Source organism: Coleofasciculus sp. G2-EDA-02, assembly GCF_040226375.1.
GTDB lineage: Bacteria > Cyanobacteriota > Cyanobacteriia > Cyanobacteriales > Coleofasciculaceae > Coleofasciculus.
This window is the reverse complement of sequence record NZ_JAVKEW010000027.1, coordinates 1-14,069: the sequence shown is the minus strand read 5'-3', so window position 1 is coordinate 14,069 and position 14,069 is coordinate 1. Positions and strand designations below refer to the sequence as shown.

The 14,069-nt window shown below is 45.9% G+C and carries 13 protein-coding genes and 2 pseudogenes; 7 read left to right on the top strand and 8 right to left on the bottom strand.

All coding sequences use genetic code 11. The features are described 5' to 3' along the window. Positions 1-470: 470 nt before the first annotated feature. On the bottom strand, positions 471-1,160 hold the full coding sequence (locus tag RLO19_RS03025; RefSeq protein ID WP_446353719.1) for a polysaccharide deacetylase family protein: 690 nt from the start codon (positions 1,158-1,160) through the stop codon (positions 471-473). A gap of 20 nt (positions 1,161-1,180) precedes the next feature. Continuing rightward, the gene (locus RLO19_RS03020; protein ID WP_446353717.1) at positions 1,181-1,729 is read right to left on the bottom strand and encodes a hypothetical protein; all 549 of its coding nucleotides are present in this window, start codon (positions 1,727-1,729) and stop codon (positions 1,181-1,183) included. Positions 1,730-2,227: 498 nt separating this feature from the next. Here RLO19_RS03020 and RLO19_RS03015 point away from each other — a divergent pair, with 498 nt between their 5' ends. After that, the gene (locus RLO19_RS03015; protein ID WP_446353715.1) at positions 2,228-3,148 is read left to right on the top strand and encodes an alpha/beta fold hydrolase; all 921 of its coding nucleotides are present in this window, start codon (positions 2,228-2,230) and stop codon (positions 3,146-3,148) included. Between the two features lie 122 nt (positions 3,149-3,270). Here RLO19_RS03015 and RLO19_RS03010 read toward each other — a convergent pair whose 3' ends face one another. Next, a complete protein-coding gene (locus RLO19_RS03010) occupies positions 3,271-3,801 on the bottom strand; it encodes a DUF4330 domain-containing protein (protein ID WP_446353713.1) in 531 nt (176 codons plus the stop codon). 427 nt (positions 3,802-4,228) lie between these two features. On the opposite strand from RLO19_RS03010, the gene RLO19_RS03005 reads away from it, so the two are divergent. Beyond that, on the top strand, positions 4,229-5,077 hold the full coding sequence (locus RLO19_RS03005) for a M48 family metallopeptidase (RefSeq protein WP_446353711.1): 849 nt from the start codon (positions 4,229-4,231) through the stop codon (positions 5,075-5,077). 78 nt (positions 5,078-5,155) lie between these two features. Here the strand turns inward: RLO19_RS03005 and RLO19_RS03000 are convergent, their stop codons facing one another. Next, positions 5,156-5,287 carry a transposase gene (locus RLO19_RS03000; RefSeq protein ID WP_446353709.1) on the bottom strand — a complete coding sequence of 44 codons (132 nt, stop codon included), beginning with the start codon at positions 5,285-5,287 and terminating at the stop codon, positions 5,156-5,158. Positions 5,288-5,381: 94 nt separating this feature from the next. Between RLO19_RS03000 and RLO19_RS02995 the strand changes: the two are divergent. Then, positions 5,382-6,549, top strand: a pseudogene (locus RLO19_RS02995) (RNA-guided endonuclease InsQ/TnpB family protein). A gap of 98 nt (positions 6,550-6,647) precedes the next feature. Here RLO19_RS02995 and RLO19_RS02990 read toward each other — a convergent pair. Continuing rightward, positions 6,648-7,439 (bottom strand): metallophosphoesterase family protein, encoded by a 792-nt coding sequence (locus RLO19_RS02990; RefSeq protein WP_446353707.1) that lies wholly within the window; start codon positions 7,437-7,439, stop codon positions 6,648-6,650. A 400-nt stretch (positions 7,440-7,839) separates the two neighbouring features. On the opposite strand from RLO19_RS02990, the gene miaE reads away from it, so the two are divergent. Beyond that, positions 7,840-8,454 carry a tRNA isopentenyl-2-thiomethyl-A-37 hydroxylase MiaE gene (gene miaE, locus RLO19_RS02985; RefSeq protein ID WP_446353705.1) on the top strand — a complete coding sequence of 205 codons (615 nt, stop codon included), beginning with the start codon at positions 7,840-7,842 and terminating at the stop codon, positions 8,452-8,454. Positions 8,455-8,555: 101 nt separating this feature from the next. Here the strand turns inward: miaE and tsaB are convergent, their stop codons facing one another. Together tsaB and RLO19_RS02975 are read right to left on the bottom strand one after the other, a co-directional pair. Next, positions 8,556-9,224 carry a tRNA (adenosine(37)-N6)-threonylcarbamoyltransferase complex dimerization subunit type 1 TsaB gene (gene tsaB, locus RLO19_RS02980; RefSeq protein ID WP_446353703.1) on the bottom strand — a complete coding sequence of 223 codons (669 nt, stop codon included), beginning with the start codon at positions 9,222-9,224 and terminating at the stop codon, positions 8,556-8,558. Between the two features lie 90 nt (positions 9,225-9,314). Continuing rightward, positions 9,315-10,865, bottom strand: coding sequence for a serine/threonine protein kinase (locus RLO19_RS02975; protein WP_446353701.1), 1,551 nt, complete (start codon positions 10,863-10,865; stop codon positions 9,315-9,317). A 348-nt stretch (positions 10,866-11,213) separates the two neighbouring features. On the opposite strand from RLO19_RS02975, the gene RLO19_RS02970 reads away from it, so the two are divergent. Next, a complete protein-coding gene (locus RLO19_RS02970; protein ID WP_446353699.1) occupies positions 11,214-11,903 on the top strand; it encodes a hypothetical protein in 690 nt (229 codons plus the stop codon). 223 nt (positions 11,904-12,126) lie between these two features. On the opposite strand, the gene RLO19_RS02965 is transcribed toward RLO19_RS02970, so the two are convergent. Then, a complete protein-coding gene (locus RLO19_RS02965) occupies positions 12,127-12,663 on the bottom strand; it encodes a hypothetical protein (protein WP_446353697.1) in 537 nt (178 codons plus the stop codon). Between the two features lie 231 nt (positions 12,664-12,894). On the opposite strand from RLO19_RS02965, the pseudogene RLO19_RS02960 reads away from it, so the two are divergent. Both RLO19_RS02960 and iscB read left to right on the top strand, forming a co-directional pair. Further along, positions 12,895-13,440 (top strand): annotated as a pseudogene (locus RLO19_RS02960) (FAD-dependent oxidoreductase); the annotation flags it as partial. 238 nt (positions 13,441-13,678) lie between these two features. Beyond that, positions 13,679-14,069: RNA-guided endonuclease IscB (gene iscB, locus RLO19_RS02955; RefSeq protein WP_446353695.1), on the top strand; the 391-nt coding region annotated here is incomplete at its 3' end.

The window sequence follows — 14,069 nt, the reverse complement described above, 5'->3', positions numbered from 1 at the left end:
ACAAATGTTCGGTGTGGAGACGATTATGCTTCTTTGACTACGTTAGCGAACTTCGGCGTATATGCAACAAATTTTTTGGGGGTAGAGGTAATGCATAAGTAATGAATGCCCGATTGTGTGTAAAACATTTGTTTTAACACACAATTGGAGTATTTGTGTTTAAAATCTGAGTAAAATTTGCCGAGATGGTTACAATACGTAACGCTTGTGTCATCTCCTGTGAGCTGGCAGCCGGATAGTGAGTCCATCTATTCATACAGATTCATATAGATAGGGGAAATGGGAGTGAGTCCGTTATCGGGAAAAAGCAACTTGAGCGCAATCCTCACGCTCATCTCTCATCCTACCCAGATCAGAAGCCATATCGCTTCTACATTCCTCATTCTTTTTCTTAAGCTTTAACTCTATATATAGTTGGAATAATCCAATTTTCAGGGTTATGGCACTCTACAGATAGCGTTAAGACTAACTTACTTCACAGCAATAATGTCGCGTTTCAGTTGCCATAGTTGATCAATGGTCACAAAGTCATATCCTTGATCAAGTAGGGTTGGGATTAACGTCGCTGTAGTTTGTGTAACATCTTCTCCTCCATAGTAACCATCATGCAAGACAAGAACCGATCCATTACGTACTTGCTGTAGGACTCGTCGGACAACGACTGAAGAGCCAGGACGAACCCAATCTTCTGGAACAACACTCCACATCACGGGTCGATAGTGCCATTTGTTTAATAATTTTAGAGTTTGGGGAGTAAACAAACCATTCGGGGGGCGAACGTCCCGCAGGTACTCGGAGTTGAGTCCACAAGCTTGGGTAATTGCGGCTTGGGTTTTTTCTAAACTTGATGCGAGCGTATCTGGTGTCAGCAAGGGGAAAGAGTGGTGATTATAACCGTGCAATCCAATCCAGTGACCCTGGAGGTAGACCTCACGGGCAACGGCTGGCGCTGATTTGACGCAAGTGCCTAACCAGAAAAAACTGGCTTTTATATCGTAGCGCTCCAGAACTTGCAGAAGTTGGGGGGTGTACTGGGGGTGAGGACCATCATCAAACGTGAGGGCAATGGTTCGTGACTGGGGCGAACCTGACCAAAGACAATGGGGAAAGGCAGTTTTCAGAATTGGGTATAAAAGGGGATAGAGCGGGGCAAACTGCATAGGGTAGCAGGGTAAAAGGGTCAAAACTCAAAACTCAAGTCAGCAAGGGTCAGTTGACCGTCAAAGGCATAGAATGTGATGCGAGATATATTTGGCGCATCAATCTGAAGCTGGGTATTGGGAGGCGTAGGTGAATCCGAGCCAGCTAAATTTGGTTGAGTCATCACTTGATCAATAAGCATACCCTGGGAGTCGTAGGCAGACATCATCGTTCGCTGGGAACTGGTGACATAGCAGCAGAACCAAGCAATCGGCTGCGAAAATGTCGCTTCTAGCCAACCGCTTTTGGGTGCCGCCATGAGGACAATAGTACCAGAGCGGGGAGGATAGGCTGGGTTTGATGGCTGTAGAGCGATCGCGTTTTTAAATGTCACTCCAAACTGGTGAAATTGATGCTCTACAACTTCAAAACAGCTTAAGGCTTCCAAGTTAAGGCAGACACTTTTTGGTCTTATCACGAGTAAACTCGACTCATATTCAGCTATATCCCAGCCAGGAGAAGCTATCGCCATTGGCGACTTGATGAAGTTATCATCTATAATTTCCTGTAACTGTAACTTGCATTGCATTGTTATCACGTTCTTTAAACAACGAATAAATTGAGAAAGCTTAAACACTGAAGAGCTGATAACTCCATCAGCCTAGAATAAATGTCAAATTTTAGGTTCAAATCACCGCTCAAATCTCCTGCCCCCAAAACTACTTGATATCGCCAATCTTTTAGCGAATCACGCCTACAGGCTGGTTATCCTAGCATTTAAACTCAACCGCAAGCGTGGGACTTTCGCGGCGTTGGCTTCCAACAGTCTCACCCAAAACTACAAATGTTTTTTATCGGATTACTGATATGAGTTTGTACCCTTTTGTGTGCAAACGTCCACTTGCATAAAATCCTCCGATGAAATAATAGTGAGGAAAGTTCCCTCCGTTCAAAACTTGTAATTTTAACGCTTTTAGAAAAGCGTGACTACCTTTGATCGAGGATTCCGGGTTAAGGGAATCAACTCAAAGTCAGAGGCTCTCGACCCTAGAATCAGGGATGATAGTAATAGCGATAAGGTGGAGATATGATTGAACCCAATGGCTTTAAGCAGCACTCCTTAGTGACCTCACTAGGAACAATGGCATACTACACGGCTGACGACATGCCGTGGCAAACCCCAGAAACCCCTGAGTCAGAAGCACAACCAACGTTAGTGTTTTTGCATGGCTTTGGGGGTGGATCATCGGCGTATGAGTGGTCAAAGGTCTATCCAGCATTTGCCAGTGAGTATCGCGTTCTCGCCCCGGATCTTATTGGTTGGGGACGTTCAGAGCATCCTGAACGCAATTACCAGATTGAGGACTACATCAGGACAATTAATGAATTCCTAGAGCAAACCTGTCCTCAAGGCACGCCAGTGATTGCCTCGTCTCTAACCGCTGCTTTGACAATCCGAGCTGCGATCGCGTGTCCTGAACTGTTTAAGTCTCTGATTCTCACCACTCCATCAGGACTCTCTGATTTTGGGGAAGACTACACACGCAGCTTTTTTGCCCAATTGATCAGCACACCTATTCTGGATCGCATCCTCTACAGCACTGGCGTCGCCACTGAAGGCGGTATCCGCAGTTTCTTAGAAACCCGGCAATTTGCTCGTAAGAGCCGAATAGCTTCAGAAATTGTGGATGCTTATTTAGCCTCAGCTCAACAACCCAATGCTGAATATGCAGCGCTTTCCTTTGTGCGAGGAGACTTGTGCTTTGACTTATCCCTGTACATTCCTCAACTTAACACTCCCACGGCAATTATCTGGGGACAAAAATCAGAATTTACCAGCCCAGAAATCGGCAAGCGACTAGCCGATCTTAATCCGAAAGCCATTCGAGTCTTTCAAACCCTTGAGGATGTTGGATTAACTCCTCAGCTAGAATTGCCAGCCGTGACGATTGGTTTAATCCGAAAGTATTTGAAGCTCCTAAATTCAGAGGAAAGGATTGGAGATTAAAACTTGATCATTGGTCATTTAGGAACATTTTCACCTAAAGCTAAACCTGCCTGTCAAAGCATTTTCAGGAATCAAGAAACAGGATTTTATCCTGTTACCTGCTTCCTGTTAATAGTTCCCTTTCATTCAACCCTAACCTGAATCACGCTAGCATTGAAATTGTAATTTTTACCCTCTAATTCCACAGGCGTTCCAATTTTAATCTTGCTATTTCCCAGAACCGGACCATTATCGGTAATCGTGGCTTGACCACCGAGGGTCATAACCATATCAGTGCTAAAGGTGTCAGATCTGGGATCAGGTAGCGCTTTAGCCGAGCCATCGGGTTGGGGTATTACAAGCAGCCGTGGCAATTCTACTACCGATAGGATGTCTACCTGACCATAGGGTTGATTGCGAATGACGATATTTGTTTTCTTTTCTTCCCTAAACTGAGCCATCAAATCTTCTGGATTACGCACGCTCAACCCGCGAACCACCAAATCAACTTGGACAGGTTTTGTCGTACTGGTTCCAGGCAGTTGGGCGACAGAACCTGAAGTACCGGGAAAGAAAAAGATTCCCACAATCACTAATAAAATGACCAAGGCAGCCCCTAGATCGAGAATGCTGATTTTACCGAAAAGACGACCTTTAGAATCCAAAATACTCATAAACTCTTACGATTAGTATTTTTTAACTCTCGTTCCAACATCAACAGAAGACTCAGTTATGCTCTCCTGATTAAATTACCACGGCAGCAACAACAGATCAGTATAACCTGTGGAAACCTTAGCAGTTTTCATAAATGCGATCGCGCCCCCCTTAGGGATGAAACAAACACCTGTAGTCTAAAGTGTCTGGGCGACCCGCTTAGCCTAATTAACAGCACCAGCCCGCTCAATGTACTTGGGTCGCCCTATCCTCAACCCCCTGTGTCAGAAAGTGTTTCTTAACACTCAAGGGAAAGCCTCACTTTTATTTTCAAGAGCTGGGCATCAGAAAAAGGGGGGGAAATACAGCAGTCATGGCAACTTATAGCCTGTAAGTAGCGTCTATTGTTTGAGTACCTTAACTGTAGCTATTTTAATTTTATGTACCATGGTTAATCCATTATCCTTCTGGTCTCGTCGTCACCGTCGTCTATTATATCCATTTGTGTCAGCGATCTTGGCGTTGAGCCTGATCGTGGGTACACCTCAGGTGAGTCAAGCAATTCCCTGGCTCGATATAATTTTCCGAGGCGTCCAGATTATCCAACTTTCCAATATTTCTGATCGCCAGGAAGTCGAGATCGGGCAGCAGATTAATCAGAAGTTGGTGAGAAACCAGATCCGGCTTTATCGCAATTCCAGTGTCAACCGCTATATTGATCAGATTGGTCAGCGATTGGCAAAAGAAAGTCAACGCTCTAATATTCCCTATACGTTTCAGGTGGTTGAGGATGACAGCATTAATGCCTTTGCGACTACAGGGGGGTTTACTTATTTCAACACGGGTTTGATTGAAGCGGCGGACAATGAGGCTCAACTAGCTAGTGTGATTGCCCATGAAATCGGGCATATCGAAGAGGAACACATGATTGAACAAATGCGCCAGAGCGCGATCGCTAGGGGAGTAGCCGTTGCTGCAGGTCTAGATCGCAGTACCTTAGTTAATATAGGCGTAGACTTGGCGCTGCGGTTACCCAATAGTCGTGAAGATGAATTGGAGGCTGATCAGGTTGGGTTAGACATCCTCAAAAAAGCGGGCTACGCACCATCAGCCATGGTGAATTTTATGGAAAAACTCCAGAATAAAAGGGGTTCCGTCCCCTCATTCCTCAGCACCCATCCAGCCGTTGGAGATCGCATTAACGTCTTAAAGCAGGCGATCGATCCGGCACAAGCCACTGTTGGTGATGGTTTGGATGAAAGTGCCTACAAAGCCAAAATTCGTCCCCTGTTATAGAACTCTGTGTTTCCCTGCTCCCTTATCTTCAAGTCCTGAGAAGACCCTCGCTTTCAGCGACGGGATGAATCAGGACATTCAAGATTGCTGAATATAGACCTTAAGCGCCTCTATTGTGACACCGCCGCAGCTAAAGACAAAATACGAGCCATTCCACATAACCTTTTTGCTGTAGATGGAAGCCATTCTCGGCTCAAACTCTCGCCACATCTGTTGGATGATGTGGCTTTTAAGTTGGCGATCATATTGCTCAACTGACGGTTAGAGTGATAATTTCAAATTAGCACGTTAATAGGTCGATGCGATGCTAGTCTATGAATTTAAAGTAAAAGCTCCCAAAGCTCAACTCAGGGCAATAGACGAAGCAATAAGGATAAGTCAGTTCATTCGCAACAAGTGTTTGCGATACTGGCTAGATGCACCCAAAGAGGAAAAGGTTAATCGATATACCTTGAACAAATACACCAAGGTTTTAGCAGAAGCTCCGGAGTCTCCTTTTGTTGCGGCTTTAAATTCAATGGCGCGTCAAGCTGCCGCTGTTGGCGAAGCCTTCCCGAAGGGTACGCGCTTGGGCTAGTGTCAGCCGATTCTACGACAACTGCAAAAAGAAAATTAAAGGAAAGAAGGGCTTTCCCAGGTTCAAGAAAAACTGTCGCTCAGTCGAATACAAGACAAGTGGCTGGAAGCTCTCAGACGACAGAAAGTATCTAACCATCACCGACAAAACAGGCATTGGTCGCTTAAAGCTGGTAGGGAGGCGAGATTTGCATTTTTATCAGCCATCCCAAATCAAGCGGATTCGCTTGGTAAGACGGGCTGATGGTTACTATACTCAGTTGTGTATTGACGTAGAGCGAAGTGAAGGCGTTGAGCAGACAAACAGGCAAATTGGCTTAGATGTCGGACTCAACTATTTCTACACTGACTCGGATGGGAACCAGGTGAACAATCCTCGCTTTCTCAGAAAGTCTGAGAAAAAGCTGAAAAGATTGCAGCGCCGACTCTCTAAATGCACAAAAGGCAGTCAGAATCGAAAAAAAGCCCAGCACAGGTTGGGCAGACAGCATTTAAAAGTCAGTCGCCAGCGTAAAGATTTTGCGGTTAAGCTAGCAAGATGCGTAATGAAATCTAACGATTTCGTGGCGATTGAGGATTTAAATGTTCGGGGACTGGTAAAGAACCACAAATTAGCCAAATCAATATCGGATGCTGGCTGGACAATATTCCGCGAATGGTTAGAATACTTTGGGAGTCTATTTGGTAGAGAATTGGTGGCAATAAACCCTAGCTTTACCTCGCAGGATTGTTCTTGTTGTGGAGCTAGGGTTAAGAAGTCTTTGAGTACCCGCACTCATGTCTGTAGCTGTGGTGCTGTTCTCGATAGAGACTGGAATGCCGCCATAAACATCTTAATTAAAGCTCTAGATAGCGTAGGGCATACGCGAATCTCCCTCCAAATACTGGCTGGGTAAACGCTTCTGGACAGCTCGCCCTCTAGTGTGTTGATGAAAATCAATACACTAAGGTGTCTGGTTGAGAGAAGAATCCCTCGCTTTTAGCGATGGGAGTGTCAAGTGACACCAAACCTTTTGTCGGTACTGCGTTGTCGGCTACGGCTAGTTGGGTAGCTATCGCGCCACCTTGGTTGTGAAGGCTCAACTCGTGTCACCGCCTCCTCAAGTGGCATTTGGCGAACCCGGTTTCGGAAGACATTGGCTTGATAAACCCGTGAGTTGGTCAGGTCTAATCCCGTTAGCCAACCACTTTTAGGATGATAAGCGCCCGTGTCAATATCTAACCATCCTTGACCTTGAGCAATTCGTCCAGGTTGCACTCCTGGCAAGGTAAAGGTAATCGTATGACCGATGATAATTAACTTATTGGCAAAATAAGGCTCTGGCATTCTATGAAATTCGTCCCGAATCCAACAGAATTGTTCAGCCGTTTGCTTTTCAATGGGCAACCGGGGATGAACTCCGGCATGGACTAACCATGTATCTCCCAAATCCATATAGAGTGGTAGGGTACGCATCCACTCTATATGGTCTTGGCGAACACCATGATCACCATAACTATTGATGGTACTGTGACCGCCGCTATAGAGCCATGCTTGCAGGGCTGGACCCTCGATTTCTCCATGACCCAGGATTTCTAATAGCATTTGCTCATGATTGCCTAACAAGCAGGAATAAGTGCTTTGCTTGACAAATTCAACAACTTGAGAGCTTTGGGAACCCCGATCGATTAAGTCTCCCAAAAAATAAACCTGATCGTCTTGACCAGGAGCGATCGCGTCCAATAAGGTCATTAGGGTATCGTAGTGCCCATGCACGTCACCGATAACAATCCGACGGTGAGTCATTGTTTATTGATCCAAATCCGTATCGTCAAATAATAAGTAGCACCCATAAACATTTACTTGCACCAGTTTTGTTACCAAAATCTGGACTATTGTGTGCCGAGGTATGTTCACCCCTGGTGGGCAAGATTCTCAGGCTCAGGATACTCTATTATCTATTACTTAAAACAAGTGCTAACATCTATCTTCCGGGTTTCAGAGAAAATTCATTGAATTTCACACCTTTTCCGCTTAGTATCCAGCACGCCATTGATAAATACCAGTTTCCTCGAATACTAGTCTCTATCCTAATCATAAAACTCCTTCCTTTTGGGAAACTCCGTGTCCCTTCGCTTCGCTTATCGGGCAAGCTTCAGACCGGGGTTGCTTACCTTCTCCCTATTGTTATTCACAAGAGCGTTCGATGTCACCAAAACCTGTGTTAGATTCTCCCTGGGTAATGATTCATGCCCTCCAACAACCCACGAGCTGGAGTTGGGTTGAACAAGCCCTAGCTCACCTTGATCTCATTCTACTCGACCATTCCCAATGCGAACGCAAAGCGGCAGGTGTAGCCCTGAATTTAATTTTTCGCTACCCATCGAGTACGCAACTGGTTCGTCAGCTAACCGCGATCGCGCGTGAGGAGCTGGATCATTTTGAGCAAGTTAATCAATGGCTAGAACGACGGAGTATTCCCCTAGCGTCCCTCTCTCCGCCGCCCTATGGCGCTAAACTAACAGCTCAGATTCGTCGTCATGAACCGGAGCGGCTATTGGACTCTTTACTGGTTGCGGCTCTAATAGAGGCTCGCTCTCACGAACGGCTGGGATTACTGGCAACTCACTGTCCTGACCCGGAATTAGCCGAGTTTTATCAAAGTTTGATGACATCTGAAGCACGTCACTATGGCGTGTACTGGGTGTTAGCGGATACCTATTTTGAGCGGGAGGTTGTCAGCCAGAGGTTAGAAGAACTGGCTACGGTAGAAAGTCAGTTGCTGAGTACGCTTTACCCAGAACCTCGAATTCACAGCTAAAGCATCAGTTCAATCACCCCTGTTTGTCGTAAAATGACCTAATTCAGATTCAGGCAGAGCAGGGGAGATGTTAGCTGGTCAGTTATTTCTGCCATGCTGCACTAGTCGGTTTTTGTTCCAGTAACCGGATGCTGTCCGTAAAAGGGTAAAGCCTGTGACCAGTGAGGACGCTTTCCTTGTTGCCAATCCAAATCAGCCAAGTCTAATACACTGGTGACACAGGTTCCTAAATTAACGGCTACCTCAATGAGTTGATAGGGGAGTTTTTGATTGTCTAGGACCTGTTGCCAGATATCGGGTGTGATTACGTCATCGGGTACAAGGGGCATCAAGCTGGAATTGTCTGAGGATGCCTGATAGATTGCAGTATATAACTGTCCCCGTCGAGCAGGCATTTGTAGCGCGATCGCTCTTTTGTGTGAGGTATTCTGATACTCTTTCTTTTGAAGCGTTACCGACCAAGCAACGGCTGCCAGAGTGGAAATGGCAAACAGGGGAATCTCAAGTTGCTGCGCTAAGGTTCTTGCAGTGACTACACCAATACGAGTGCCTGTAAAACTGCCAGGTCCTTTGGCTACAGCAATAAATGCCAAATCTGCCCAACCTTGTGGACTCATAAACTCACTCAAATGTTGATGTAAGTGAGTAGACAAATCTTGTCCCAAATCCCAGGTAGCCGCACGATTGTCGCGCTGGAAATTACTGATGGCTAGCCCCAATTGGGGACTAGTAGTATGTAGGGCTAAACCGTATTGGTTGTCATTCGTCATTTGTCATTTGTCATTTGCAAGGGTTTGAGGAATATTGACAGAACGGAATAGAGTTCGGTTTATTTCCATCTACCTACTTAGCGTTTTTCATCATTCATCATTCTCTTGAGTGATTTCGGGTTTTTTGGGTAGGGGGGCTTCTGGTGGAGCAGGTGCTTTTTTGATGTTTTCTATGGGTTCGCCAACAGACTCAGGCGGGGGTTCGTTGACCGATTCAGAAGACTCAGCCGATTGGGGAACCTCTGGAGCCGGTGGTGGCGGTTCTGGTGGTTGAGATTGAGCTGGAGATGCTGGGGATGAGTCAGGTGAAGGTTGAGATGCTGGGGTTGACGATTTTTTCTCCGAGGAGGCTGGCTCCACAGGTGTGAGTGAGGGGGCTTCAGAAGTGGGTGAGGGAGATGGTTGGACTGAATCACTCGATTTTTTCGGGAATCTCTCAAAAGTGCGCCGAGTGGGTTTTTGTTCCTGCTCTGAAGAAGGCGCATTCTTGTCCTGGCTGGGTTCAGTCGTTTCCTGGAGCGTATCCTCACTAGGATTGAGTTCGGTATCAGGATTCAAGGGTTCCTCTGGGGATGAGGGTTCAGCCGCTGGTGGGGTTGAGAGGTTTTGAGACTGATACCAAATTGTTCCCAATCCTACTAAACCTGTGGCAATTACAGCCCCCATTCCCAATAAAACGGGAGAAACACCTAAGCGTCGATGCCAAGGCGTATATTGGGTCGGCTGGGACTCTCGCTGACGGGAACTTATCTGTGGGGGTGTTAAAGCAACAGTGGCTCCGTTGCTTGTCGATACAGAATTGTAGATGAATTCCTGGCTGGGTTCAAAGGACACATCCGGTAACAGGGATAGCCATTCTGCTACCGATGAGGGTCGATGACGCGCCTCAATTGCCATCCCGCGCATGACTGCTTGATTAACGGCTGCACTGAGTTGGGGTTGGATGTCACGGGGAGCAGGCATGGGTTGGCGCTCCCGGATAACTGCTGGTGTGGGAATTTGGGCAGTTAACAGGGTATAGAGAGTGGCGGCTAAACCGTAAACATCAGAGGCTGGAGTGCGTTTTTCTTTGATTAAATACTGTTCTAAGGGGGCATAGCCCTCAGACAGCATATTAGTGTGGGTTTGAGTGGTATTGAAGTTAAATTCCCGCGCAATGCCAAAGTCGATAAGTACAACTTGGTGCGTGCCTTCTCGCCGGATGATATTGGCAGGTTTAATATCTCGGTGGAGTAAACCTTTTTGATGGACTACCGTTAAGGCGTCACCAATTTGGCGGATGTAATGAATGGCGGTGGCTTCGCTGAGGGGTTTTCCAGAAAGTAACATCTCTTGCAATGTCTGACCCTCTACATAGTCCATTACCATGTAGGGCCACCCTCCTTCCACGAAGAAGTCACTGACCCGGACAATATTGGGATGGATACACAAGGCTAGTCGTCGTGCTTCATCCTGGAATAGACGCTGAAACCGAGGAAAGTCTGGGTTGAGATGCATGGACTCGTCTAGGGTTTTAATCACCACCACCTGACCTAAATAGTGATGGGTGGCTTTATAGGTGACACCAAAGCCCCCTCGTCCTAGTTCTTGCTCTAGAGTATATTTGCCACCCTGTAGGGTTTTACCAACTAACGAGTTCATACACTGACCTTAGGGTTAGAAAAAAATTGTCAGTTCAAAATTCACTTTAACTCAGAATATCTAGATTTAGGGATAAGGTGTCAGGGAATGAGGACTGGGGATGAGTGTGAATTTGAAGTCAGGGAGAGAGGGGAGATAGGGAAGATCACGTAGATGTTAATGTAGCGGGACGTTAGCGTAGCCTGACGAAGTCTAGTCTGGCAGATCACGAAGCGCCGAGTTAACGCTAAACTTCTGCACCTTGGCAACCTTCCCCAGCTTTCTTATCTTCGTTATGGAACTAGCGCTTCGGATCAAGCCATGGTGGATAGGAAGTTGTAACATATCCTCCCTGACAAAGCGATACAAGTGAAGCAACAGAGTTTACGACAGTGGTTTCGATGGCTGAGTCGGTGGATTCGCCGCATCTTTCAGACACCAGAAACATCTCAACCGACGTTACTGATTCTTGAGCGTACCTATTCGGCTGATGAATCCATCGTCCTCTTATCCGTAGAACGAGACGCGCCAGGAGCCGTAGCCACCTGGTATCTACTGAATCAACACAATCCCCGTCACAATCTGTTGATTACCCTTGACAACCTGGCGGCGATTCGATTGGCTCTGGATGCTAACTCATTTTCCGATAGGGATACGTCTATCTTGGAGCTATCGTTAGCCCAGGAAGACCAGATTTTTCGGACTCATCGGTTTAGTGTGCAGTGGATTATTAAGTTGAAGAGTTCTCGCAAAGTTTTTCATTTGATTGGAACCTGGGATCTTGACCTGCAAGGTGATACCTGGGACCCTAATACTAGTGCATTTACCATTGGTCGTTTCGTGGTGCGAGAGGCGTTGAATTTACCTCCGCTTCCAGGGGTATCGTGGCGTTTCCGGATGACTGAGTTTCCCTGGGTTGAGAGCTTACAGAGTTATAGCAAGATGGTATTGGGGAACAACCATAATTGTTATACCAAGAAGCTGAATCTGAAAGAACTTAAGGAACTTAGAGATGAAATTGAACGGGGGCGAGTTTATCGAAAACGTCATCAATCATAAGTTATAAATTATGATGTCAAGCTTTTCTGGAGATGAAAGCAATGGCATTGTGACAGACGAGATAAAGATTCTGACTTTTCACGCCATAAGGATGCGGGAGCTTTTTTTGCACGGGGAAGCCAGAGGACGAAGCCTTTTATTCCACGAGAGAACGAGAGTTTTGGAGAGAGGTTTTCCAGATCCTGTGAAAAGTAAGCCTTAAAAAGGGGGACTTTGACAGGATTCAAAACAACAATTCATTAACTGGGCAACTATCGGAACCACTATTTACACAAAAAGCAAACGTAAAAAAAATACTTTTATCTGCTTCGACAGCCTTATAAATGGCATCAAACTTATGGTAAATGTGACCAATTTTAGCTTGTTCTTGAAGCGGTTTTTTTGAAAACCCTTCACGGGAAGCAATTGTGTTGAAAGTCACGTCTTGATTCTTGGCATATTCTAAAGTCAGCCAGGAAACAAGTTGTTGTTCTGATGGAGATAAGCCTTTATACCACGTTGCATATAGTCTAAAGACTTTTTCGGTCTTTGACTCAGGAGCATCATCTTCATCATCATCTCCATCAATGCCCAAAAAATCTGTTATTTGGTCTATCGTTTCCCCGGTGCGATTGATTTGCTCAATTCCATCATTTATAGTGTCTAGAATGTTGTCGATTTCATCAAGGGGAAATGCTAAAACTGAAGCTTGCCCAAAACTTGCTGAATTAATCAGAGATAACGATATAAACTTTAATAATTTTAATTGAATATAAAACATTTTATGCGGCATAATAATACCGAAAATTAAACAGGATTAAAACTCACCAAATCTTAAGGATATATATCCTGAAAATCTAGTTTAATTTAAATATAAACATCGGACTTGGGTATAATCACTTAAGGATTAGGTAAATCGTGTGTCAGCACGTAGATACCTAATTATATTTGCAAACGAACCTTTTGCTCCTATGTATCCAGTCCCTCAATTAGTTTGTGAACACAATATACAATGAGTTTTCCAGATATTATTGTTATTGGTAGTGGTATCGGCGGTCTAAGTTGCGCCGCAATGCTTTCCCGCTATGGCTTTGATGTAACAGTCTGTGAAAGCCACTGGATTCCTGGTGGGGCTGCACACAGTTTTATCCGCAATGGTTATACCTTTGATTCGGGTCCCTCGCTATACTCTGGCTTATCCTACAGTCCTTCCCTGAACCCCCTGCGTCAAGTTCTGGATGCGATTGGTGAGGAAGTCCCCTGTCTGACTTATGATACCTGGGGATGCTGTTTACCTTCAGGGGATTTTGATACTTCGGTGGGGGCGTCGCAATTTAGTGACGTACTCGCCAAGCTGCGCGGGAATCAGGCGGTGGCTGAATGGCGTTCATTACAACGGGTAATGACACCGTTGGGACAAGCTGCGATCGCAATTCCCCCGGCGGCGGTACGCTGGGATTTGGGGGTAGCGTTGACGGTGGGGCGATTTGCGCCATCGATGTTAACACATGGGTTCAATGTTATGAAGCTGACAGGACCCTTTAGCCGGATTGTCAACAACTCACCGCTAAGTTCTATCGAACTATAGCGGGAGCTTGTAAAAACAGGCTCTAGTTGACCAGACTAAGTTCTACGAGAACTACGTTATTTAGCTCATGACACCCTAAGATGCGTGCCAGTTTTAGGCTCTGTCGTACAGTTTTAAACAGGTGTAGAGAGTTAAGCCAGTGAGCTGTACCTAACAAGGCTAGATAACATTGTCGAGGCTAACTTTACCAGTAATGAGAGGTGCAGTAATGCGCGTTTTCGTTCTAGACAAAAACTTACAGCCTCTTGACCCTTGCCATCCAGCACGGGCAAGAGAATTACTGAACAAAGGGAGGGCTAAAGCATTCAAGCGCTATCCATTTACTATTGTCCTGCAAGACAGAACCGTTGAAGAGTCAGTCACGCACCCACATCGGGTCAAAATAGACCCTGGCAGCAAAACAACCGGGATTGCTGTTGTCCAGGAAGAAACAGGGCGAGTAACAAGCGCCATTGAAATCTCACACCGAGGGCAACAAATTAAAGATTCCCTCTTAGCTCGCAGGTCATTAAGAAGGGGACGCCGTAACCGTAAAACCCGTTACCGCCAGCCTCGTTTCTTAAACAGAACCCGTAAAACCGGATGGCTACCACCATCGC

Excerpts from the sequence above, each read along its gene's own strand:
- tsaB (WP_446353703.1), bottom strand. The coding sequence starts at position 9,224 with ATGACGAATGACAACCAATACGGTTTAGCCCTACATACTACTAGTCCC.
- RLO19_RS03000 (WP_446353709.1), bottom strand. The coding sequence starts at position 5,287 with ATGTGGCGAGAGTTTGAGCCGAGAATGGCTTCCATCTACAGCAAAAAG.
- RLO19_RS03010 (WP_446353713.1), bottom strand. The coding sequence starts at position 3,801 with ATGAGTATTTTGGATTCTAAAGGTCGTCTTTTCGGTAAAATCAGCATT.
- RLO19_RS02990 (WP_446353707.1), bottom strand. The coding sequence starts at position 7,439 with ATGACTCACCGTCGGATTGTTATCGGTGACGTGCATGGGCACTACGAT.
- RLO19_RS03005 (WP_446353711.1), top strand. The coding sequence starts at position 4,229 with ATGGTTAATCCATTATCCTTCTGGTCTCGTCGTCACCGTCGTCTATTA.
- miaE (WP_446353705.1), top strand. The coding sequence starts at position 7,840 with ATGTCACCAAAACCTGTGTTAGATTCTCCCTGGGTAATGATTCATGCC.
- RLO19_RS03025 (WP_446353719.1), bottom strand. The coding sequence starts at position 1,160 with ATGCAGTTTGCCCCGCTCTATCCCCTTTTATACCCAATTCTGAAAACT.
- RLO19_RS03015 (WP_446353715.1), top strand. The coding sequence starts at position 2,228 with ATGATTGAACCCAATGGCTTTAAGCAGCACTCCTTAGTGACCTCACTA.
- RLO19_RS02965 (WP_446353697.1), bottom strand. The coding sequence starts at position 12,663 with ATGTTTTATATTCAATTAAAATTATTAAAGTTTATATCGTTATCTCTG.
- RLO19_RS03020 (WP_446353717.1), bottom strand. The coding sequence starts at position 1,729 with ATGCAATGCAAGTTACAGTTACAGGAAATTATAGATGATAACTTCATC.
- RLO19_RS02975 (WP_446353701.1), bottom strand. The coding sequence starts at position 10,865 with ATGAACTCGTTAGTTGGTAAAACCCTACAGGGTGGCAAATATACTCTA.